The 20,734-nt window shown below is 44.9% G+C and carries 24 protein-coding genes; 18 read left to right on the forward strand and 6 right to left on the reverse strand.

Annotation, left to right across the window (positions count from 1 at the left end; all coding sequences use genetic code 11):
* Positions 1-95 precede the first annotated feature (95 nt).
* On the forward strand, positions 96-914 hold the full coding sequence (locus DYE48_RS00925; RefSeq protein ID WP_115821989.1) for an MBL fold metallo-hydrolase: 819 nt from the start codon (positions 96-98) through the stop codon (positions 912-914).
* Positions 915-960: 46 nt separating this feature from the next.
* Positions 961-1,344 carry a VOC family protein gene (locus tag DYE48_RS00930; protein WP_115821990.1) on the forward strand — a complete coding sequence of 128 codons (384 nt, stop codon included), beginning with the start codon at positions 961-963 and terminating at the stop codon, positions 1,342-1,344.
* A 143-nt stretch (positions 1,345-1,487) separates the two neighbouring features.
* Here the strand turns inward: DYE48_RS00930 and DYE48_RS00935 are convergent, their stop codons facing one another.
* The 5 genes from DYE48_RS00935 to DYE48_RS00955 all read right to left on the reverse strand — a co-directional run bounded on the left by DYE48_RS00935 (position 1,488) and on the right by DYE48_RS00955 (position 4,169).
* A complete protein-coding gene (locus tag DYE48_RS00935) occupies positions 1,488-1,859 on the reverse strand; it encodes a hypothetical protein (protein WP_115821991.1) in 372 nt (123 codons plus the stop codon).
* Positions 1,834-2,388, reverse strand: coding sequence for an acyl-CoA thioesterase (locus DYE48_RS00940; RefSeq protein ID WP_115821992.1), 555 nt, complete (start codon positions 2,386-2,388; stop codon positions 1,834-1,836). Before DYE48_RS00940 ends, DYE48_RS00935 begins: the two co-directional genes overlap by 26 nt.
* A gap of 209 nt (positions 2,389-2,597) precedes the next feature.
* The gene (cidR, locus tag DYE48_RS00945) at positions 2,598-3,482 is read right to left on the reverse strand and encodes a cidABC operon transcriptional activator CidR (protein ID WP_115821993.1); all 885 of its coding nucleotides are present in this window, start codon (positions 3,480-3,482) and stop codon (positions 2,598-2,600) included.
* Positions 3,483-3,785: 303 nt separating this feature from the next.
* Positions 3,786-3,977, reverse strand: a complete 192-nt coding sequence (locus DYE48_RS00950; RefSeq protein WP_115821994.1) for a hypothetical protein — start codon at positions 3,975-3,977, stop codon at positions 3,786-3,788.
* Between the two features lie 12 nt (positions 3,978-3,989).
* Positions 3,990-4,169: a hypothetical protein gene (locus DYE48_RS00955; RefSeq protein WP_115821995.1), complete on the reverse strand. Its 180-nt coding sequence runs from the start codon at positions 4,167-4,169 to the stop codon at positions 3,990-3,992.
* A gap of 79 nt (positions 4,170-4,248) precedes the next feature.
* Between DYE48_RS00955 and DYE48_RS00960 the strand changes: the two genes are divergently transcribed.
* The 8 genes from DYE48_RS00960 (at position 4,249) to DYE48_RS01000 (ending at position 9,437) form a co-directional block, all read left to right on the forward strand.
* Entirely contained in the window at positions 4,249-4,632 is a 384-nt protein-coding gene (locus DYE48_RS00960) for a VOC family protein (RefSeq protein ID WP_115821996.1), read from the forward strand.
* Positions 4,616-5,125 carry a GNAT family N-acetyltransferase gene (locus tag DYE48_RS00965; RefSeq protein WP_115821997.1) on the forward strand — a complete coding sequence of 170 codons (510 nt, stop codon included), beginning with the start codon at positions 4,616-4,618 and terminating at the stop codon, positions 5,123-5,125. Before DYE48_RS00960 ends, DYE48_RS00965 begins: the two co-directional genes overlap by 17 nt.
* A gap of 125 nt (positions 5,126-5,250) precedes the next feature.
* Positions 5,251-6,126 (forward strand): serine/threonine protein kinase, encoded by an 876-nt coding sequence (locus DYE48_RS00970; protein WP_115821998.1) that lies wholly within the window; start codon positions 5,251-5,253, stop codon positions 6,124-6,126.
* Between the two features lie 65 nt (positions 6,127-6,191).
* The gene (locus tag DYE48_RS21330; RefSeq protein WP_244199355.1) at positions 6,192-6,602 is read left to right on the forward strand and encodes a hypothetical protein; all 411 of its coding nucleotides are present in this window, start codon (positions 6,192-6,194) and stop codon (positions 6,600-6,602) included.
* A gap of 186 nt (positions 6,603-6,788) precedes the next feature.
* Entirely contained in the window at positions 6,789-7,214 is a 426-nt protein-coding gene (gene fosB, locus DYE48_RS00980; protein ID WP_115821999.1) for a metallothiol transferase FosB, read from the forward strand.
* Between the two features lie 29 nt (positions 7,215-7,243).
* Positions 7,244-7,555, forward strand: coding sequence for a hypothetical protein (locus DYE48_RS00985; RefSeq protein ID WP_167449412.1), 312 nt, complete (start codon positions 7,244-7,246; stop codon positions 7,553-7,555).
* Positions 7,556-7,632: 77 nt separating this feature from the next.
* Positions 7,633-7,848 (forward strand): hypothetical protein, encoded by a 216-nt coding sequence (locus DYE48_RS00990; protein ID WP_115822001.1) that lies wholly within the window; start codon positions 7,633-7,635, stop codon positions 7,846-7,848.
* A gap of 686 nt (positions 7,849-8,534) precedes the next feature.
* Positions 8,535-9,437 carry a DUF4097 family beta strand repeat-containing protein gene (locus DYE48_RS01000; protein ID WP_167449413.1) on the forward strand — a complete coding sequence of 301 codons (903 nt, stop codon included), beginning with the start codon at positions 8,535-8,537 and terminating at the stop codon, positions 9,435-9,437.
* A gap of 214 nt (positions 9,438-9,651) precedes the next feature.
* On the opposite strand, the gene DYE48_RS21285 is transcribed toward DYE48_RS01000, so the two are convergent.
* Positions 9,652-10,260 carry a hypothetical protein gene (locus tag DYE48_RS21285; RefSeq protein WP_208639622.1) on the reverse strand — a complete coding sequence of 203 codons (609 nt, stop codon included), beginning with the start codon at positions 10,258-10,260 and terminating at the stop codon, positions 9,652-9,654.
* Between the two features lie 335 nt (positions 10,261-10,595).
* Here DYE48_RS21285 and dacB point away from each other — a divergent pair, with 335 nt between their 5' ends.
* The 8 genes from dacB to DYE48_RS01045 all read left to right on the forward strand — a co-directional run bounded on the left by dacB (position 10,596) and on the right by DYE48_RS01045 (position 20,725).
* Positions 10,596-12,092, forward strand: a complete 1,497-nt coding sequence (gene dacB / locus DYE48_RS01010) for a D-alanyl-D-alanine carboxypeptidase/D-alanyl-D-alanine endopeptidase (RefSeq protein ID WP_341865603.1) — start codon at positions 10,596-10,598, stop codon at positions 12,090-12,092.
* A gap of 262 nt (positions 12,093-12,354) precedes the next feature.
* The gene (locus DYE48_RS01015) at positions 12,355-12,990 is read left to right on the forward strand and encodes a GNAT family N-acetyltransferase (protein ID WP_115822004.1); all 636 of its coding nucleotides are present in this window, start codon (positions 12,355-12,357) and stop codon (positions 12,988-12,990) included.
* Positions 12,987-13,934: an alpha/beta hydrolase gene (locus tag DYE48_RS01020; RefSeq protein ID WP_115822005.1), complete on the forward strand. Its 948-nt coding sequence runs from the start codon at positions 12,987-12,989 to the stop codon at positions 13,932-13,934. The genes DYE48_RS01015 and DYE48_RS01020 overlap by 4 nt, the downstream gene beginning before the upstream one ends.
* Positions 13,935-14,225: 291 nt before the next feature.
* Positions 14,226-15,575, forward strand: coding sequence for an aspartate aminotransferase family protein (locus DYE48_RS01025; protein WP_115822006.1), 1,350 nt, complete (start codon positions 14,226-14,228; stop codon positions 15,573-15,575).
* 4 nt (positions 15,576-15,579) lie between these two features.
* Positions 15,580-17,091 carry a pyridoxal phosphate-dependent decarboxylase family protein gene (locus tag DYE48_RS01030; protein ID WP_115822007.1) on the forward strand — a complete coding sequence of 504 codons (1,512 nt, stop codon included), beginning with the start codon at positions 15,580-15,582 and terminating at the stop codon, positions 17,089-17,091.
* Positions 17,088-18,842, forward strand: coding sequence for an IucA/IucC family protein (locus DYE48_RS01035; protein WP_115822008.1), 1,755 nt, complete (start codon positions 17,088-17,090; stop codon positions 18,840-18,842). Before DYE48_RS01030 ends, DYE48_RS01035 begins: the two co-directional genes overlap by 4 nt.
* The gene (locus DYE48_RS01040) at positions 18,832-19,413 is read left to right on the forward strand and encodes a GNAT family N-acetyltransferase (RefSeq protein WP_425269276.1); all 582 of its coding nucleotides are present in this window, start codon (positions 18,832-18,834) and stop codon (positions 19,411-19,413) included. The genes DYE48_RS01035 and DYE48_RS01040 overlap by 11 nt, the downstream gene beginning before the upstream one ends.
* On the forward strand, positions 19,388-20,725 hold the full coding sequence (locus DYE48_RS01045; protein ID WP_115822009.1) for a lysine N(6)-hydroxylase/L-ornithine N(5)-oxygenase family protein: 1,338 nt from the start codon (positions 19,388-19,390) through the stop codon (positions 20,723-20,725). Before DYE48_RS01040 ends, DYE48_RS01045 begins: the two co-directional genes overlap by 26 nt.
* Positions 20,726-20,734: the final 9 nt, after the last annotated feature.

A 20,734-nucleotide genomic window follows, 5' to 3' on the forward strand; every position in this document is an offset into this window, starting at 1 on the left:
AGAAAGCATTCCATCTATTGCAGGTGACCCCTTTTTCATTTTCCAGCTAAGCTGAAGATAGAACAAAAGCGGAACAATCAAAGGGAGGAAGATTCATGGAGAAGTACATTTGCGAGACTTGTGGCGTTCAGTATTCGGAAAGAAAAGAAGGACCAAATGGTTGTGATATATGCAGCGAAGAAAGGCAGTATGTAAACCCAGAGGGACAGACATGGACGACACATGAAGAACTTGTTCAGACAGAACGATATAAAAACATTATTAGGGAAGAGGAAAAAGGACTGTACAGCATTACGACGACTCCTAAATTCGGGATTGGGCAGACGGCGTACTTGGTTCAAAAAGATGGCATGAATGTCCTTTGGGACTGCATTACTTATTTAGATCAAGAGACGGTGGATGTGATTCGCGCACTCGGGGGGATTGATGCAATTGCTATTTCCCATCCGCATTATTATTCCCGTATGACCGATTGGGCCGAAGCATTCGATGCGCCCGTTTATCTTCATCAGGATGACAGAGAGTGGGTAATGGAAGAGAGCGCATACCTTCACTTCTGGGAAGGGGAATCTATGAAACTCTCAAAAAATCTATCACTTCAACGTCTGGGAGGACATTTCAAAGGGGGAGCGGTCCTGCACATGGAACATGGTGCAGAGGGCTTGCTGCTGACTGGAGATATTATTCAGGTTGTTGCCGACCATCGGTGGGTGAGCTTCATGTACAGTTATCCGAATTTGATTCCTCTGCCGGCAGCAAAAGTTGCTGAGATTGCAGAGAAAGTGGAGGGACTTGCTTTCGACCGTATTTACAATGCTTTTCACAAAGTCGTAAAAACGAAGGCGGATGACGTTGTGCAAAAGTCGGCGGAACGGTACATACACGCCATTAATGGAACATTATTTGCACCGTAAATGGACGTTTTATAGCAAGAATTCATAGACAAGGGAGCTGGGCAGGATGAACATTGATGAATTTGGTTTGATTTTGTTTGTCGAGCGGTTTCAGAAGTGTGTTAGCTTCTATCAGAATCTTTTACAATTACCTGTTAGAAGGAGTCAGGACATGCTCGTCTGTTTCGACCTTCCCATTGGTTATCTTATGGTCGAAAAAGGCGGGGTGGCTCAAACAAGAGAGAAAACAAGGGGCGAGAACCCGGCCGTCCTTCGTTTTGATGTGGAAGACCTCAGCAAGGAAGTCCATAGCCTGAAGGAACGTGGCATCCACTTTTTAGAAGAGAGGTGTGTGTTTGAATGGGGAACGATCGCGGTCTTTCTGGACCCGGATGGAAACCGTATTGAATTAGGGGAAATCCAAACGACCAGTGCCTCTTATCGTACATAACAAACAGGAGTAAATAGGATAGGTCGTTCCACATACCTTGGGCCGTGCGGGAGTTCCTTTTTCGATAGCGGTAAAGGGCCTGGGCCCCATTCAGTTGCTCCTTCATCTGAACGGGGCCAGAAGGCCGATGATATCCGCATGGCCTATTTAATGAACGTGGACCCTTTTAGCAGCTCCGGTTTAGCTCCTAGTATTAATAGAAAGAGTTTAGCATCTCCCACTTCTCTGTATTGATTTAACAGATCTTTAATGACAGGGAAATCTTCGTGGTTTTTCAGCTTGTCCACTTCTTTCTTATAAAGAGATAGGATGGACCCTTTAATAAATGCTGGATACATTGTGGTCAGTTCTTCTTCCATCAGCATGGCTCCCATATAGCCATATTTGATTTGAAGCTGACGGGTGAAGCTGACCACATGAGTCAACATTTCATAGACATCCGGATAGCGGCGGCTGACTTCTTCCAACCCTTTTTTTGCTTCGTACAATTCATCCAAGCTGGCTAACTTCAACATGTTGATCCTCTCCTTTTTCCCATGGTTTTTCAAGTCCAATGATTTCGGTGAGCTGAGCGCTGTGCTCCCGTCGAATTCGTCTTGTTTTGGCTCGCTCTTCACCAGATTGATAGAGAAATTCCTCTTCCTCTGTCTCAGGAATCACCCTCGGAACTTTGATCGCTTTTTTATTTTCATCGAGAGCGACAAAGGTTAAAAATGCAGTAGCGGCCATTCGACGGTGACCGGTAATCATGTCCTCGGCAATGACTTTACAAAAGATCTCCATCGATTTGTTTCCGGTATAGGAGACGAAGGATTCCACACAAACCGAGTCCGTTTGATGAATCGGATGCAGGAAGTCGATGGAGTCGGTCGAAGCGGTGACGCATTCTTTCACACGTGCATGGCGCCTCGCAGATAATGTGGCATTGTTGTCGAGTTTCTTCATGAGGACCCCGCCGAACAATGTGTTGTAATTGTTTAAATCGTTGATCATCACTTGATCTGTATTGATGACTAAACTTTCTTTGGTGCGTTTCGCTTCCATGAGTCTGCCTCCTGTTTGGTTCGATTTATTATTTCTTTTCAACATCAAGACATGTCTTTGTGTTCGTTGATAATTTCAGTGTACGAGCGTTGTCTTCATAAGTGAAATAGCGAATCGTCATGAGTTGGATAGCTTTTATCAATGGAAGTGTTTTCAACTATTGATTTTGGCATGAAAAAGACCAGCCCCTCGTGGGAGCTGGTCGATCTTTAATCCATACTCAATCGATCTTGTGTATAAGCGAGCCATTCTTTCGTAGCATACGATATGTATTGGTTTTTCGGCCAAATGATAGCGAGTTCCCAGGCGATGGTCGGCTGGATGACCTTCAATCGCTTTACGTCTTGCGTAAGCAGACGGGCCACGCTTTTTGGGAGGATGGAAATCCCGAGGTTGGAAGCGATCATCTTGCCGATAAAGTCCCACTGTGAGCTCTCGGAAATGACTTTCGGTATAAAGCCGGCCTCTTTGCAGGAGGAGGTGATCCGGTCGTTTAAAACGAAGTCTTTACTGAAGAGAATGAACGAATCGTCTTTGAGCTCTTCCAGCCGAATCTGCTTTCGTCCGGCTAACGGGTGGGCAGGAGGAAGAATGACCTCAAGCTCCTCACTTAAAAGAAAGAAGTGGTCAAATTTCTCCTCCTGCGTCGGTAACACGGTAATGCCGACATCCAGTTCCTCCTGAAGGATATTCTCCTCGATTCTTTTCGCCCCATCCTCTATGAGTTGATAGGTAATATGAGGGTGCTTCGCATGAAAGCCTCCGATAATGTTAATGATCTGCTCGGCGTCCATAATCGGGGGGAGTCCCACTCGAATGTGGCCTTTTTTAAGTCCGAGCAAATCATTGAGCTGGGTATTGAGGTTTTCAAATGCTTTATCAATGGTTTTCGCCTGCATAAGAATCAGCCGCCCGGCATCGGTGAGGGTGACCTTTTTTCGTGTGCGTTCAAACAATTCCACACCCAGGTCTTCTTCCAGGTTCTTTATCATTTTGCTGATGGTTGGTTGTGAGATGAATAAATGCTCAGCTGCTTTGGTGAAGCTCTGGAAACGTGCGACTTCGATGAAGTATTGCAAATGGCGGATGTCCATGGTTATGTACTCCTTTGTTTTTGAATCTTACGGGTTATGTACCATCATAAAGAGAGGGATCCATCTTATCAATGGGGATTTTCTTGGAAGGGGAGCATGGTATGACTTAAGGGATAAGATTGTCAGCGAAAGAGAGGGGCTGCCGGGAAGAGAGAAAGTGACCTGCCCTGCTTACTTTTCGAGTCCCGAAAGCATAAGGGTCTATCGCAAGAATGAAAGGTAGAGGGCCTGGGAGCATCATGGACGTTTAACTGGAAATCATATACTATGAAACTATAATAAGGAATTCCTTCTATTAAGAGCTCAAACACCTTGACCTTTCTGCCATTTTTGGGGAGGAGGATTAAGGTAAGTGAACCCGGAAAAAAAGCCGCCTACAGTCAGTCCTATCATGAGACTCCAATTAATTTCTCCAACAACAAAATAGCCGAACATCAGCGAAACGATGATGTATCCTAAAGCTGTGATTAATCCCCATTGCAGTCTTCGCCACATACGAATACCTCCTTACCCATGATTTCCCCTTTTGAAAAACCACTGCAGCACGAAACGGGTAATGAATCCACATCCTAGAGCAATGAGAACGACGACAACGAATTGATCGGAAACAGCCAACCCCAGCTGGAAACCTAAGAAAAGGGCGAATCCGAGGGCAAGCCCAAGGATGATTTGTTGAGTTCGGGTCATTTTATCAGCTCCATGAAAGGTTTACTTCCTGTTATTACCTTTTTTATTAAGCAGAAAACATATAGAAAGGACGATGTATATGGAATTGACTCATGTGCGATTGCTTGTAGATGATTACCAAGCATGTTTTTATTTTTACCGGGATACGCTCGGGTTCAAAGTGACGTGGGGAGATGAAAACTCCAACTACGCAGATTTCAAATTCAGAGGGGTGACGTTAGGCGTCTTTGAACGGAAGCAGATGGTGGAAGCACTAGGGAATCTTTATGTAAAGAACGGCAGCAGGGAGGACAGAGCTGCACTTATTTTTAAAGTGGATGACGTGGAGGAGACGTATCAGGAATGGAAGGATAAAGTGACGTTCATTACAGAACCTGTGGAGCAGAAGGACTGGGGCATCAAGGTCGCTCATTTCAGAGATCCCGACGGTAACCTTCTGGAAATCTATGAATCAATCATGTGAGGGGTTGCAAACAGAAAGGTTATTTTTTCGAAAGTATAAGGATGACGATTTTCCTTTTCTATTATCCATGCTGATGGAACCGGAAACTGTAAGATTCATCGGGGATGGAAGGGTGAAAGGGGAAAAAGGAGCCGGGGAATTTTTGCAGTGGATCTACCGTACATATGAAGCTTCGGAAAATCATGGACTGCACGTTCTTGTCCGTAAGGCGGATGGGATGAAGATTGGCCATGCTGGACTTGTTCCTCAATTTATTGACGGAAAAGAAGAGCTTGAGGTCGGCTATTGGATAGGCCGGGATTACTGGGGCCGTGGGTATGCGACAGAAGCGGCTGCCGGTCTTTTGAAGCAAGGAAAGAGGGAGCGGGAGCGATTGATTTCTATGATCCAGTCCGGAAATATCGCCTCTCAGCGTGTTGCTGAAAAAATGGGGATGGAAAAAGAGAAGTCGGTAGTTCTGGATGGAAAAGACGTCTGGATTTATACCGTTTGATAGAAGAGCTTGAAAGGAGGCGTTGTTTTATGAAAAGCAATAGAAGAAATATCGGGGCCATTTCAAGGGGGAGCGTATCACAGCCTCTATAAACTACGCGAGATCCCTAATACAGGGAGGATTTTATGAAAACAAAAATGCTGGGTGATGTGTCCTTTTCTTTGCGGGAGGACCATGATTTTCGTTGGTTGGAAGAAATAGGACACGTGTTTTGTGTCTTTGATGAGCAGGATTCAGGAAACATCAGCTTCGGAGTGGAAAACGAAGATGGGAAGTTTTTTGTTAAATATGCAGGAGCGAAACCGATGGACTTTGCAGGCGAACCAGAAGATGCGGTGGAGCGGTTGAAAACAGCCCTTCCTGTTTATGAACAGTTGGACCACCCTTCCTTGATCAAGCTTAAAAATCATTTTGCATTAAGGGAGGGGTATGCTGCTGTTTTCGATTGGGCAGAGGGAGAGTGTCTGCATTCACATTGGTCTCATGGCGGACCAGCGAAATATACAGATCCTACCTCACCTTATTACCGGTTCAGAAATCTAGATGTTACCAAGCGTTTGAAGACGCTTGAGACGACCTTTTCTTTTCATGCCTTTGTGGAGGAGCGAGGATTTGTGGCTGTTGACTTTTATGATGGCAGCATTCTTTATGATTTTAAGAATGATGTCACGACCATTTGTGATATAGATTTTTATCGAAAATGCCCTACCTTTAACGATATAGGCGAAGAGTTCTGGGGAGCGGATCGGTCCAAGTCTCCGGAAGAATATAAGCTCGGGGCAGTGATTGATGAGCGTACTAACGTGTACACCATGGGAGCGATTGCGTTTGGGCTATTAGGAGGGGAGACGGATTACTCGTTGTCGAGGTGGGAAGCTGGTGAAGATCTCTATGAAGTGGCTAGTAATGCAGTAAATAAGGATAGAGAAGCAAGGTATAAGAATGTTCGAGCATTCATGAAAGCCTGGAAAGAGGTAAAGGAACGGTTGACCTTTACGTAACGGCACCCTTTATGGTTTAGAGAGGTTCTTTCAACGAAGAAAGAACAACATAGGAGGGAATGATCATGAATGATTCATCGGCGATACGTCTTGTCCATTATTCAAGCCGGTACAAAAGAGATTGTCCTGATTGCGAATCAGAGCATATTGTTCGATTTGGGAAATACTCCACTATCGTGGACGGTGAAGACTTTCACTGTATAAAGGTTATTTCTTCATTCAATTATCTGAACATATTCTTTAAAGAAGAAAAAATTACGAGGAGTGTCTTGATGGGATTTTATTATTTATTCTTACTCGTTATCGGAATTGTACTAATTGTAATTGGAGCACTTAAAAAGGATGTGCCTCGTTCAGTTAAAATAGTAATTTTTCTATTTGTAATTGGTATTGGGTTTATAGTAATGTCGTTATCATTATTATTGCTTCCCGGGAGCTCTGACGTTATTGCTGAACTTTTGAAATGGGATGAATAAGTTTCAATTTTGCTGAAAGTCCTGTAAAAACCAAACAGAACTTCCAACTTTGCGGAAGTTCTGTTTTTTTATATAAATATCAACCTTAAACTTTAAAAGAGCCAAACTTTTAAGGTTGTGAAATCCTTTTGAATGGCGCTGGCATGAAACAGCTTCACGCTGAAAAATTTTGAAGGAGGCGATTTTTTGAAAATCCAGGGGCTTAACCACTTTCTTTTTTCAGTATCTGACTTAGGAACATCCATCACATTCTATGAAAAAGTTTTAGGAGCCGAGTTATTAGTTAGAGGAAAGTCGACCGCCTATTTTGATCTACAGGGGATGTGGCTTGCATTAAATGAAGAAAAAAATATTCCTAGAAATGAAATTTCAGCTTCCTATACCCACACCGCTTTCACGATTCGAGAATGTGACTTTGATGACGCCTATGAGGAGCTGGTCAGCCTGGGCGTGCATATCCTTCCGGGGCGGGAGCGTGAAAAGAGGGATAAACGGTCCATCTATTTTACGGATCCCGATGGTCATAAATTCGAATTTCACACAGGGACACGGAAAGATCGTATCGACTATTACAAAGAGGCAAAACCGCATATGTCTTTTTATGATTTATGAATGTACATAGTCAGAAAAGGAGCCGTTTGATGATGAATCTTGACGGACGAACTCCCAACGGACAGGAAATGTTGGAATGGGGATCCGCTTATAGTCTTGGAGAAAAAGGAAGAAAGGACATCAAGGGGTACCCGTTGGAATACTATCTTTTTAAACGTGAAGAAGTGAGAAGAAGAACACTTCACGAATTTTCGCAACGGACCGATGGTTGGTTATACGAGGACCGGATGTGGGATCATCATTCTTCAAACAACTATTTCATTTGGTTTCATGTCTTTGAAGATGAGATCAATCATAGAGGGCAGATGAGGATGATAAGAAAAATGTTGTCCAAAGAATAACGATTGGTTTTATGTACGTCTTCATGATTCATAAAAAATCCTGTTTCTTTATCACTAATATATAAAGGGGGGATCCTATGGTTGTTTTGATTTACATGGCTATTAGCATTGGCATCGCATTCTTTTTGGGAATTATCCCCGAAGGCTTTGGAAACACGTTATTGTTAGGGGCAGTACTGGGGGTTTTATTAGGAATCTTCCATCAACTGACTAAGATTTATAAATTATTAAAAGGTGAAGAGGAAAATAATAAACCTGTGGTGAATTCAAGTAAAATACCTTTACGAAGATAAGGTCCATCGTGCATGATCAAGCCTTCCATTACAGGGAGGCTTTTTTTAGTATAGGCATGGACTCAGTATCCAAATGCTCAATGGAATCGTATCAGTATCATCACCTTAGAAGGACTGTTCATATGTTCTTGGAATCTGAAATAAGAAAGTTGTATTCCTCTATTTGCAGCAATGGTTTCTAATAAGTCTATTTCGTTGAACATTACATCCGATAAAGTACCATTAAAGATTTCCGTTAAAACCTTATAGTACATGCCTACAATTTTTTCATTATTAAGCCGATCGTAAATGTTTTTTATATTCATTCAGTAGTCTCCTTTTTTTCTAATAACCCAGAGCAGCTCCTATCTATAATAGATTTTACTCTTCTCTTCTTTGTTCGTTAAGTAGATTATGTTGAATTTACATTTTTTTAAAAATTAATTATTATAAAGCGTTTAAATATAGGTAGTATTCATCATAATTTTCTTCATGGTGGATAGAGAAAGACTGTTTCACACAGGAAACAGAGGACTACTCTCGTGGGGAGTGTGTCTTTTGTGAAAAAGATAATGTAAAGCAGGTTGTTACGGTTTTATAATTTTCCTTAAAATTCCAATTAATTTATGGAAATATTGGAATTGTTAATGTAGGATTTACATATGAAACGGAAAAAACGGGACGACCATCTCAAGGGGGAAACGGAAATGAAAAAAATAGCCTGGGCTGTTAGCTTAACCGTGATTCTAGGAGTAATAACGGGAATCGTTTCTTTACGTCTGACAAGTGCATTAGAGAAAGATGCGGAGGAGGTTCATAACGAACAAGCATTTTCAGGAGAGGAAGTACGTTCTATTGATATCGATACATCAACCGCTGATGTTCAAATCATAAAAGGAGTGAACAATCAGATACAGGTTGAACTTTTCGGCTCTAACCTAGATCTAGAGAAATACCTTTATCAGGTTCAGTTAGCTGATGGAGTTTTAGGAATTGAATTGAACAAGAAGAGAAGACTTGGTTTTTCATTGGACTTTTTCAACCAAGATTCTATGAGGGTAAAGGTCACCGTCCCCGATCAAACTTTCGATTCACTTAAACTGCAGACATCATCATCTTCAGTGAAACTACATAACTTAAAAGCTGTTTCTGCCACTGTTGAATCGAGCTCGGGGGATATCCAGATAGGGGGTGCCCAAATCAATGAAAAGTTGATGGTCCGTTCTTCCAGTGGGGAAATAACGTTAAACCATATGGATGGGTCAGAAGCGAAGGCAGAGATCCGAACGAGCAGTGGGCATGTGAGAGGGGATGACATCAGTTTTGTCCATACCGAAGCAGAAACATCCTCAGGTGATGTGAATTTAAATTATCGCAGCCTTCATGGTGATATCTTTGCTCATACATCAAGTGGGAATGTTGAATTATCCTTTAATGATGAACCTTCGTCGTTAACGATAGACTATGATTCTAGTTCAGGAGAAGAGCTGATCCAGCTGGGTGGAATCGATTATGAGGAAAGAACGGAACATAAAGTCAAAGGACAAAAGGGGAAGGGGAAATATCAAGTGAAAGTAGAGACAAGTTCCGGTGATTTCTCAATAGAATAAGGGTCTTTTTTTGAAACTATATTCCATTGTTTTTTCAGTATATAAGAAACTAGTATGGGAACATATCGCCGATCTCTTAAATGTAATGATTCTTGAGGTTTCAATTTCGATCTTTTTTCTGTACTGCTTAGTATTAAATGTGGTGGAATACATTTTGAATTAAAGGAGCGTGCCTGCCTTTCTGTGGAGTCGTTCTTGGCAGGCACCAAATTATCTATTTGTAGTAATGATGGGAACCTTGATAGCTCCAAGGTGCTGGTTCTAAATATTCGCGTGATTGACCTCCCATACCCGGAAGCCCCGGTATCATTCCACCGCCTGGCATGCCACCTTGGCTGCTACCCGGTTGAGGGAACCCTGGCATCATCCCACTTCCGCTGCCACCACTATTTTGCCCCGGCATAGGGAATCCCGGGGTTGCTCCATTTCCGTTCTGGCCCGGCATAGGGAATCCAGGCATCGTTCCATTTTCACTTTGCCCGGGAAAAGGAAACCCCGGCATCATCCCGTTGCCAGTTCCGCTTCCGCCCTGCCCCTGGGACGGACTCTGAGGCGATTGCGGCATTCCGCTTTCACCGCTTCCATTTTCCTCACTAGCGGATTCACCGTTACTGGTTCCATTTCCTTGATTTCCCGCTCCATTCTGCGACCCGGCCTGAGGATATAATGGATAGCAGGTGACCTTCATTTCTTCACCGTCTTCTCCAGTAATCGTTCCCTGCATTCCGCCTTGCATCTGAGCACCCTGCCCTTGTGGAAAGCAGATCATGGCCCCTTGCTGACGCTGATGAAAATATGGTGGATAAGCATTCATATGATACATAAACGTTCGCCTCCCTTGAATACATCTCTTCATCCTATTCAATTCCGGCATCTTCGCCTATCTTTTCTCACGAATTAATGAATTTGCCTAATTTCATTCATGGTTTTTTTCATTTTTGAGAATATAGACCGGACCTTACACGGATCTTTACTCCCGCTTCACCTTCTTAGAAGTGAGAGAGTGAAGGCATGGAAAAAACGGTATAAAAAAGGGTTAAGTATTAAAGACTGCGACTATGGCACTGTTTTCATTCTTATCCTAAATAATAGTTATAATTTTCTGTCATTTTTGCTAAGGTTAGAGTTATCCATAATTTTCAAGGAGGAATATACATAATGATGAATCCATTTCGATGGAAACAAATGGTTGTTTTAATGATGGCTTCTTTTTTAATCGTCACTCCTTTTCAAACGAATGAAAGCACGGGAGTGAACGCAGAAAATGATGACCTTGGGCATGAGATCAATAGGATCTTGATGGATGAAGAGCTGGATGGCGCGCTTGCTGGGGTGAGTATTCGATCTGCAGAGACGGGTGAAATGATTTACGAACATGATGGGGATATTCGTCTGAAGCCTGCATCGAATATGAAGTTGCTGACAGGAGCTGCGGCGATGGAAGTTCTTGGTCCGGAATATACATTTACGACAGAAATCCTTGCTGATGGGGACATCAAAGGAAAAAAACTTCATGGAGATTTGTATGTAAAAGGGAAAGGCGATCCTACGTTGATGGAAGAGGACTTCGCTGCTATGGCACAGTCTTTGAAAGAGAAAGGGATTCGGGAAGTGAAAGGTGACCTTGTCGCCGATGATACGTGGTATGATGATATTCGTTTATCCGAAGATATTGCCTGGAACGATGAAACCAACTATACCGGTGCTCAAGTATCTGCACTGACGGTTTCCCCAAATGAGGATTATGATGCAGGTACGGTCATTGTAGCGGCTCATCCGTCTGATACGGTTGGGGAACCGGCAGAGATTAAGGTGACGCCTGAAAATGATTATGTGGAAGTCGTAAACCGTGCCACAACTGTACCTTCCGATCAATCGAAAGACATTTCCATAGAGCGGAAACATGAGACCAATCAAATTGTCATAGAAGGAACGATCCCAGTGGATGGAAGCCGTTCAAGGTCATGGATTGCGGTCTCCGAACCGACGGGTCTCGCGCTGAACCTCTTCCACAAAGCTTTAAAAGATGAGGGAATTAAAGTGAAGGGCAAAGAGGTCGTAGACGGTCAAACTCCGGAGGCTGCAGAAGTGTTGATATCTAAGGAATCCATCCCTCTTGAAGAATTGTTTATCCCGTTTATGAAAATCAGTAACAACGGCCATGCGGAAGTATTGCTCAAAGAGATGGGAAAAGTGGTTCATGATGAAGGAAGCTGGGATAAAGGTTTGGAGGTTGTGGAGGATTTCTTGACTGACAATAGCGTTGATGCGGATACGATGCGGCTTCGTGACGGGTCAGGGATGTCCCATGTGAACATGGTTCCAGCCAATGAGATTTCCAACCTTTTGTACCAGGTAAAAGATAAAAAGTGGTTCCCTGCTTATTGGAATTCTCTTCCGGTCGCAGGCAATGGGGAACGTTTTGTTGGTGGTACGCTTCGTTATCGCATGAATGATACAGCTGCCGAAGATAACGTGCGGGCTAAAACGGGCTCTTTGACGGGAGTGACATCGCTATCTGGATATGTAACGTCAGCCGATGGGGAAGAGTTGATCTTTTCGATTGTGTTGAACAATTATCTAGGTTCTGTAAAGGATATTGAAGATGAAATTGCTGTGACGCTGGCTGAGTATGAACAGGACAGTGGAGAATAAGCTGATAGGGACTTCCTCGCGTTGAGGAAGTCTCTCTTTTTTTACATTCTTTTTAGGTATATGAAATGAACTCAAACAGCCGGTGCACTTGAGCCTATCAACCCTTTCTTTCCAGGTAAACAAAGGGAGAATCTTTCTGTTTAAGACTTCTGATGAGTGGGCGTATAGTTCAAAAGGTCTGTTGCTCTTTCTTCCACCTTTCTCTATAATCAACAACAAATGATAATGAAAATCGTTATCATTTGTCTGAGGAGGAAAAAATATGAGTGATACTACTAATCGTACAGAACTAAAGATGAAAGATAGAGCGAAGGAAGATGCTTTCTCTTTTCGTCCCTTGGAAGAAAAAGACGTGGGGCTGCTGCATGACTGGATGCACCAAAAACATATTTCACCATTTTGGAAGCTGAATCTCCCAATGGAGGAGCTGCGTTCATGGGTGAGAAAGTCCGTAGAAGCTGATCATAAGGATGGCTACATCGGTACATACAATGGCGAGCCTGTTTGTTATCTGATTGCGTATGCGGTTGAAAAGGACCCGATCAATGACTATTACGATTATCAAAACGGTGATGTAGGCATGCATCTCTTAATTGGCCCTCGTCCGTTATTGAATAAAGATGACGGTTTATCCATCGTTCGTGCGATGATTTATTTTCTGTTTGATCGTTACCAAGCAAAAAGAATTATCGGAGAACCAGATCGGCGGAATCGGATTGTAATCCCGATTTTAAAAGAGGTCGGGGGAGAAAATTTAGGCCGCATTGATCTTCATGGGAAACAAGCATCTTTAATTGTGGGAGCGAAAGAGGCATTTGAAAAATCATTGCAGGAGAATGATGTTGAAATCCAGACGTTGACAAGGATGAAGACGTCTAAAAGTGAGCTGGTGGTATGAAAGTAGATGCACAAGTCCTTCGCTTACTCAAAACCATTGGTGATCGAATGATTGAGCTAGAACATCCACCCCTGGACGTGTTGACTCCTAAACAATCAAGAGAGTACTACGAGGTGGCCAGAGAATATTTTAAAGATCTACCTGTCGACGGAGTGGCCGTGGTTGACTCTTCTTTTCAGGGCAGATCAGGGAATGAAATCCCGGTGAAAATCTATACACCTGATGGAGAAGGGCCATTTCCTGTCCTTGTTTATTTTCACGGCGGCGGCTGGGTCTTCGGGGCTGTCGACAGTTCAGATAACGTGTGCCGGTACTTTTCCCGTCATGCGCAAACAGTTGTGGTCTCCGTTGACTACCGGTTAGCCCCTGAACATAAATATCCGGCAGCTTTCCACGATGCTTTGGATGCGGTCACATGGGTTGCGAATAAGGCTCATCAATGGAACATTGATCTCAAGCGGCTGGCCGTAGGAGGGGAAAGTTCGGGAGGAAACCTTGCTGCTGCGTCGGCGATTTATTTCAGGGGCGATGAGGAGATAGAGATTTCTCATCAATTTCTGATTACCCCTGTGTTGGATAATCATTTCGATACCGAATCGTACAGGGCGAATTATACATATAACTTGACGAATGAAAAAATGAAATGGTTTTTCCAGCACTATTTGAAAGAGGAGGAAGATGGGCGGGATGTGTTTGTTTCACCACTGCGGCTCAAAAACATGGCCGAGTTACCGCCGACAGTGATGGTTACAGCACAATACGACCCCCTTAGAGAAGAAGCATTTGCTTATACTGAGCGGCTTCAATCCTCAGGAGTGTCCGTAAATCATCTCCATTTTGAAGATCTCGTCCACAGTTTTATCAATATGGCGGGCGTCGTCGATCGTTCGGCAGAAGCCTTGGACAAAATGACGAGGACACTGAAAGAGATACTGTATGAATAACGTGTTCCACCTTCGTTTGCGAAGGTGGACTTTTTTCACCCAATTTTACACAGGGGAAGAAAAACCTAGAAACGGGGTCCTTTATAGTTAAAACCGCCTGTTTTTATTCATGACGAATTCCTTAATTATCAGAAAAATAATCGACTAGAAAATAAGGCAAAAACCGCTCTGTATCAAAGTGCAAGGGTGCAATTGATAATGATAATGGTTTTCAATTAGTGTTGACATTGATAATCATTATCAAATAGTATAGCGGTAAGCCATTGAGCAAAAGAAAAGGAGTGGAATCACATGAGTGTTCATATAAAGAAATCCAATCAGGAATTATTGAATCAACAAAATCAACGGGAATCGAATGCACGGTCTTACCCGCGCCGTTTCCCATTAGCGATTCAGGAAGCTGAAGGGGTCTACCTCACAGATATGGAGGGGAACCGGTACATCGACTGCCTGGCCGGAGCTGGGACGCTTGCTTTAGGACATAATCATCCGGTGGTCATTGAAGCTATGGAAAAAGTGCTTCACGATAAACTACCGTTACATACGCTCGATCTTACGACAGAAGTGAAAGAGCAATTTGTGGATGAGCTTTTCTCCAGTCTTCCAGAAGGGTTTCGCGATCGTGCGAAGGTTCAATTTTGCGGACCGATCGGTGGAGATGCGATTGAAGCCGCGTTGAAGCTTGCGAAAACAGCGACAGGTAGACAAAGCATTCTGACCTTCCAGGGTGGTTATCACGGAGCGACCCATGGAACGATGGCGATCAGCGGAAACCTCGGACCGAAAAAGCGTGTCCAGGGATTGATGCCGGATACGCATTTCCTTCCATACCCTTATGATTATCGCTGTCCTTTTGGAAAGGGAGGGACAGAAGGAGCAGAGCTGAGTGCTACATACATTGAACGATTGCTGGACGATCCGGAGAGCGGCATTCTTCCGCCAGCGGCGATGATTTTTGAAACCGTCCAAGGTGAAGGAGGTTCCATTCCAGCGCCCATCGAGTGGTTGAGGGAAATGCGCCGGATCACCAAAGAACGTGGCATTCCACTGATTATCGATGAAGTTCAAACAGGAATCGGACGGACAGGAGAAATGTTCTCGTTCGAACATGCAGGCATTGTACCGGATGCTTTTGTGCTTTCTAAAGCAATCGGTGGCAGTCTCCCGTTATCGGTTGTCGTTTATGACCGTGACCTTGATGCATGGGAGCCCGGCGCTCATATTGGGACCTTCCGTGGTAATCAGATGGCGATGGCTGCAGGAACAGCCACCCTCCAATACATTAAAGAGCACAAGCTGGCTGCACATGCAAAAGATATGGGCGGGAAGATTTTCCAATCCTTATGTGAACTGCAGAAGGATTATCCGCAGCTAGGGGACGTCCGCGGCCGCGGCTTGATGCTTGGGGTGGAAATCGTCGATCCATCTGGTAAAGCCGGTAAGGATGGCAGTTATCCAGCAGATCCTGATTTGACGAGCCGGATTCAGAAAGCCTGTTTTGACCGTGGGTTAATCCTTGAGAGTGGAGGGCGTCACGGATCTGTGCTCCGATTCCTGCCACCACTTATCATTACAGAGGAGCAGGTCGATACCGTCATTTCCATCTTCAATGAATCTGTCGACGCTGCTGTTTCGGAGTGAGTGAATGGGAACGACAACGACTAAATTAGCAGCTGCCGAATTCGATTCGTTTTTCCTTCCATACGGGGAATCCGGGGGAGAGCATTTTCGAAACCATGTCGAACTCGTGGTCGATACACTTGCTGACGCGTTGCAGGACGTTGATCGACCGTTGGAAGGAAAGACCGGTCAAGACATCCAGCAGGAGCTCCGCGGGATCCTGGATCTTTCAGAAGAACCGCAGGCGCTGCATGAAGTCCTACGGGAAATCAAAGGGCCCGTCATAAAAAACAGCCTCCACGTTTCCCACGAAAGGAGTATGGCCCACTTGCACTGCCCTCCCGTATTACCGGGCGTGTTGGCGGAATTGATTATCGGGGCGTTAAACCAATCGATGGACTCCTGGGACCAGAGCCCGGCAGCGACTTATGTGGAAGAAGCATTAAATAGTTACTGGTGCGGGCGGATAGGTTTTTCAGAACGAGGAGACGGTGTGTTTACGAGTGGCGGGACCCAGTCCAACTACATGGGAATGCTGCTCGCCCGCGATGCGTTTTGTAGATCGAAATGGGAGCACATCGTCCAAAGGGATGGACTGCCGGAATCGTTCAAAAAGATGAGGGTCCTTTGTTCAGAAGAAGCTCACTTTTCTGTGAAAAAATCAGTTTCTCAGCTTGGTCTTGGCGAGAAGGCGGTCGTGCCGGTTCCCGTCAACGAGGACCATCAGATGGAGCTGAATGAGGTCAGACGTACCGTTGAACAATTGGAGCAGGAAGGGCTTCTGCCTTATGCGGTTGTCAGCACCTGTGGGACGACGGATTACGGAAGCATCGATCCGCTTGAAAGTTTGGCAGATTTCTGTGAAGAAAAAGGCCTCTGGCTTCATGTCGATGCGGCCTACGGGGCGGGACTTCTGCTTAGTGAGAAGCACATAGATAAGCTTGCAGGCATAGACCGTGCGGATTCGGTGACGCTCGATTTCCATAAATGGCTGTTTCAGCCGATCAGCTGCGGGATGTTTGCGGTCAAAGACCGGAAGCACCTGCGGTTGTTATCCCACCATGCCGATTACTTGAATCCTGTAGAAGATGAAGAAGAAGGCATTTTGAACCTTGTAAATAAAAGCGTCCAGACGACGCGCAGGTTTGATGCATTGAAAGTTCTATTGACCTTGAAAGTACTCGGGACGAGGTTATTAGGGAGTATGGTTGACCGGACGATGGAAGTCGCAAGCTTTGCTGCAGAGGAACTCGGGCGTCGCAACGTTTTCCGTGTTGAAAATCCATCTCCTGAACTTTCAGCAGTCGTGTTTCAGTACCAGCCGGGGGGAAGCCTGGATGTGAGCGGTTTGAACCGGAAAATTCAGCAAAAACTTTTCCACGAAGGAACGGCCGTGATTGCGAAAACATCAGTCCGAGGAGAACCCTTTTTGAAATTTACACTTTTAAATCCACGTACGACAGAAGAGGACGTGTTGGCCGTGATTGATGAGATTGAACATACAGCGAAAGAGATTTTAGGAGGGACATCTCATTGAATAAAGCAAAAGAAATCGCCGAAAAGGCAACGATGCAAAGCTTTTTGAATTGCTACTTAAGAGAAACAGACAACTATGAATGGATGAATGATGATGAAGGCGATGGAAAAATGCTGTTCATCCCTTTGGTTAGACAGAATATGGTCATTCATGCACCTGTGAACTATTGGTCGCTAACCGGAAGGCACTTGTTTGACTTTCCGATGACCTATCAAACAGAGGGAAGCGAAGAATTCCATACGCTGGATTATGTCACGATGACGACACTCCTTGTGAAGGAGTGGCTCATCGGCAATGGACAGGAATGGGCAGAAGATGAACTCATCCTGCGTGTACTGCTCAGCTGCAAAAAAATGAAAGATTATGTAGCTGCAAGGTTCGAGGATTGTCATCAGCTGATGGACGAAGATTTTACATTTATCGAAGCGGAACAGTCGCTGCTGTTCGGGCATTTGCTGCATCCGACACCGAAAAGCAAACAAGGCCTGACCGATGATGAGGACCGTGAATATTCCCCTGAATATAAAGGGCGTTTCCAGCTCCACTATTTCAGTATGAATCCTGATCTTGTTGAAGAAGATTCCAGTTTGGATCGTCCCGCATCCGCATGTATCTTGGAAGGCGTCAAAGATACGGAAGGGGCGGAACCACTAGTGAAGGAATGGAACAAAGGCCGACTTTTACTTCCTATGCATCCCCTGCAAGTGCCCGTTGTTTTAAAAGATCCGGAAGTCCAAGGTTATCTTGATTCTGGAGATATCAAATACCTTGGACCAGCGGGTGTCCGGTTTACGGCTACCTCTTCGTTCCGGACGCTGTACAGTGAATCTTCCCGGTTTATGTACAAATTCTCTGTCCCGGTCAAAATTACGAACTCCTTAAGGGCGAACCAGCCGAAGGAACTGGCGAGAGGGGTGGAAGTTTCGCGTTTGCTCGATACTGAGCTTGGAGAGCAAATGAAGAAGCATCATCCGAATTTCCATATGATGAAAGACCCTGCGTCGATCAACCTCCGTTTATCGAAAGAAACCTCAGGGTTTGAAGTTTCGTTAAGGGAAAATCCTTTTTACGAAGATGATGAGCAGGTGACTCTTGTGGCAGGCCTCGTCCAGGATCATGCGTATGGAGGGCAGTCCAGAATCTCCACGATCATCCGAAGTATTGCTGAGAGCGAAGGAAGATCGGTGGAAGAGGTCAGTCTCGATTGGTTTGACAAGTATTTGTCCATCAGCCTGGATCCTATTCTCTGGCTGCATCACACGTACGGGATCGCCCTTGAAGCCCATCAGCAGAACTCTGTTGTCAGGCTGGAACAAGGGTATCCTTCCAAGTTTTATTACAGGGATAACCAAGGGTATTACTTCAGCCGGTCAAAGGCGGATCAACTCTTGGAGCTGCTTCCTTCATTAAATAGCAAAAGCGATACGATCTGTGAGGATGACGTCGCAGATGAACGTCTGCGCTATTATTTCTTTTTCAATCATTTATATGGGCTGATCAATGGGTTCGGTGTCAGTCGATTGATCGAGGAAGAAAAACTGATCGACCTTCTTCGCAGCCGTTTGATGGACCATCTTCCATCCTCCCTGGTCAAAAGTCTATTGGAAGAAAGCAAGCTTCCATGTAAGGCCAATCTGCTGACGCGTTTGTATGATATGGATGAACTGGTCGGTCCGATGGAATCACAGTCGGTTTATACAGCGGTCGATAACCCACTCGCTGCAAAGGTGGGAGTCGGCCATGAGCATTGAGTTTGAGGTCTATGATGAAACGATCCAGCGCACGATTTCATTTCGGAAAGCTCAAATGGAGGATATCGCGCTGGTCCACAAGTGGATGAATGAAGAACACGTGCATCCTTTCTGGCAGTTGAATCTCCCGTTTGACCGGTTTGAAAAACACTTTCGGAAGGCATTGGCCGACCCCCATCAGACGCTGTACCTCGGCCTGATCGACGGGGAAGTGATGAGCTATTGGGAAGCTTACTGGGTCAAAGGGGATGTGATAGAAAACGCGTACACACCCAAAGCTTACGACCAGGGCATCCATCTGTTAATCGGGGAAAAGAATTACCTCGGTTCAGGCTTTGCTCTGCCTCTTCTGAGATCGATGGTGCGTTTTCAGTTTCAGCATGAAGCGACAACGAAAGTCGTGGCAGAACCGGATATAAGGAATGACAAAATGATCCATATTTTTAAAAAGTGCGGGTTCGCACCGATTGCGTCCATACAGCTGCCGGATAAAGAGGCACAGCTAATGTTTTGTGAACGAGAAGCATTTGAATCGAGGTGGAACGATGAATACAGAAAAGCAGATTTTTGATGTGATCGGCATCGGTCTCGGACCGTTCAACTTAGGAATGGCCGCGCTCCTGGATACGGTTGATGATGTGTCCGCGGTGTTTTTGGAAAAAGAAGAAGAGTTCCAGTGGCACCCTCATCTATTGATGGAAGGAACAACGCTGCAGGTGCCTTTTTTCGCGGACCTTGTCAGTATGGCGGATGTTACCAACAAGCACAGCTTTTTGAATTACCTGCAGGAACACAACCGTTTATATAACTTTTATTTTTTAGAGAAGTTCCATATTCCGAGGAAAGAATACAATCATTACTGCCGGTGGGTTAGTGACCGGTTGGACAGCTTGCGGTTCGGTAAGGAAGTCATCCATGTGACAACCGCTGATCTTGGTGGAAAGACACTCTATCAAGTGACCGCTCACGATTCCTCCACAGGTGAGGAACACACGTACACAACTGAAAACATAGTGATGGGCATTGGCACGGAGCCCCGGGTCCCGGAGGCACTTCAAGACGCACTTGGAGAGCCGGTTTTTCATACATCCGAATATTTGAAAAGAAAACCATCGTGTGATTTATCCAAGTCTGTAGCGGTGATCGGGTCCGGACAGAGCGCGGCGGAAGTTTTCCTTGATGTAGCGAAGCACCAGGAAGAAACGGGCGGTTCGCTTCAATGGTACACACGGTCACAAGGGTTCTTCCCGATGGAGTACTCAAAGCTTGGGCTGGAGTATTTTTCCCCGGATTACATCGATTTCTTCTATGAGCTGCCTCAATGGAAGAAAGACCAGCTGTTACATAAGCAGGACCTTCTCTATAAAGGCATCAGTGCAGAAACCATCGCCGCTATTTATGATCATCTTTATGAACGGACGGTCGGAAATGCCGATCCTTCGATCCATCTTCAGGCGATGACCGAAGTGACGTCCATCGAACAGAAAGAGAACCATTTGAGCTTAAACGGTTATCAGAAGGTCACAGAGGAGCCAGTGGAGATGGAAGCGGATCTGGTCATTTTAGGGACAGGGTACCAGCCTCGCGTGCCCGCCTTTTTCTCAAGCATAAAGGAAAGCATCATTTGGGATGAGCAGGGCAGGTTTGCCGTGAACAAAGGCTATGACCTGGCTACGGAACTAAAGGCAGATGGGTACATTTTCATCCAAAATGGTGAACTCCATACCCACGGCGTCGGCGCACCTGATCTTGGACTTGGCGCGCATCGCAATGCGGTAATCATAAACAGGATCGCAAAAAGAGACGTTTATTCGATACAGGAAAACAATGTCTTCCAAACATTCGGAACGAAGAAGACCTTGGTCACACAACATCAATCATAAGAAAGAGGG

The sequence above is a fragment of the Halobacillus trueperi genome (assembly GCF_003386945.1).
In the GTDB taxonomy this organism is placed as follows: domain Bacteria; phylum Bacillota; class Bacilli; order Bacillales; family Halobacillaceae; genus Halobacillus; species Halobacillus aidingensis.

Bases quoted from the DNA above. Each gene is read 5' to 3' on its own strand.
- DYE48_RS00925 (WP_115821989.1), top strand. From the start codon at position 96: ATGGAGAAGTACATTTGCGAGACTTGTGGCGTTCAGTATTCGGAAAGA.
- DYE48_RS00930 (WP_115821990.1), top strand. From the start codon at position 961: ATGAACATTGATGAATTTGGTTTGATTTTGTTTGTCGAGCGGTTTCAG.
- DYE48_RS00935 (WP_115821991.1), bottom strand. From the start codon at position 1,859: ATGTTGAAGTTAGCCAGCTTGGATGAATTGTACGAAGCAAAAAAAGGG.
- DYE48_RS00940 (WP_115821992.1), bottom strand. From the start codon at position 2,388: ATGGAAGCGAAACGCACCAAAGAAAGTTTAGTCATCAATACAGATCAA.
- cidR (WP_115821993.1), bottom strand. From the start codon at position 3,482: ATGGACATCCGCCATTTGCAATACTTCATCGAAGTCGCACGTTTCCAG.
- DYE48_RS00950 (WP_115821994.1), bottom strand. From the start codon at position 3,977: ATGTGGCGAAGACTGCAATGGGGATTAATCACAGCTTTAGGATACATC.
- DYE48_RS00955 (WP_115821995.1), bottom strand. From the start codon at position 4,169: ATGACCCGAACTCAACAAATCATCCTTGGGCTTGCCCTCGGATTCGCC.
- DYE48_RS00960 (WP_115821996.1), top strand. From the start codon at position 4,249: ATGGAATTGACTCATGTGCGATTGCTTGTAGATGATTACCAAGCATGT.
- DYE48_RS00965 (WP_115821997.1), top strand. From the start codon at position 4,616: ATGAATCAATCATGTGAGGGGTTGCAAACAGAAAGGTTATTTTTTCGA.
- DYE48_RS00970 (WP_115821998.1), top strand. From the start codon at position 5,251: ATGAAAACAAAAATGCTGGGTGATGTGTCCTTTTCTTTGCGGGAGGAC.
- DYE48_RS21330 (WP_244199355.1), top strand. From the start codon at position 6,192: ATGAATGATTCATCGGCGATACGTCTTGTCCATTATTCAAGCCGGTAC.
- DYE48_RS00985 (WP_167449412.1), top strand. From the start codon at position 7,244: ATGATGAATCTTGACGGACGAACTCCCAACGGACAGGAAATGTTGGAA.
- DYE48_RS00990 (WP_115822001.1), top strand. From the start codon at position 7,633: ATGGTTGTTTTGATTTACATGGCTATTAGCATTGGCATCGCATTCTTT.
- DYE48_RS01000 (WP_167449413.1), top strand. From the start codon at position 8,535: ATGAAAAAAATAGCCTGGGCTGTTAGCTTAACCGTGATTCTAGGAGTA.
- DYE48_RS21285 (WP_208639622.1), bottom strand. From the start codon at position 10,260: ATGTATCATATGAATGCTTATCCACCATATTTTCATCAGCGTCAGCAA.
- dacB (WP_341865603.1), top strand. From the start codon at position 10,596: ATGATGAATCCATTTCGATGGAAACAAATGGTTGTTTTAATGATGGCT.
- DYE48_RS01015 (WP_115822004.1), top strand. From the start codon at position 12,355: ATGAGTGATACTACTAATCGTACAGAACTAAAGATGAAAGATAGAGCG.
- DYE48_RS01020 (WP_115822005.1), top strand. From the start codon at position 12,987: ATGAAAGTAGATGCACAAGTCCTTCGCTTACTCAAAACCATTGGTGAT.
- DYE48_RS01025 (WP_115822006.1), top strand. From the start codon at position 14,226: ATGAGTGTTCATATAAAGAAATCCAATCAGGAATTATTGAATCAACAA.
- DYE48_RS01030 (WP_115822007.1), top strand. From the start codon at position 15,580: ATGGGAACGACAACGACTAAATTAGCAGCTGCCGAATTCGATTCGTTT.
- DYE48_RS01040 (WP_425269276.1), top strand. From the start codon at position 18,832: ATGAGCATTGAGTTTGAGGTCTATGATGAAACGATCCAGCGCACGATT.
- DYE48_RS01045 (WP_115822009.1), top strand. From the start codon at position 19,388: ATGAATACAGAAAAGCAGATTTTTGATGTGATCGGCATCGGTCTCGGA.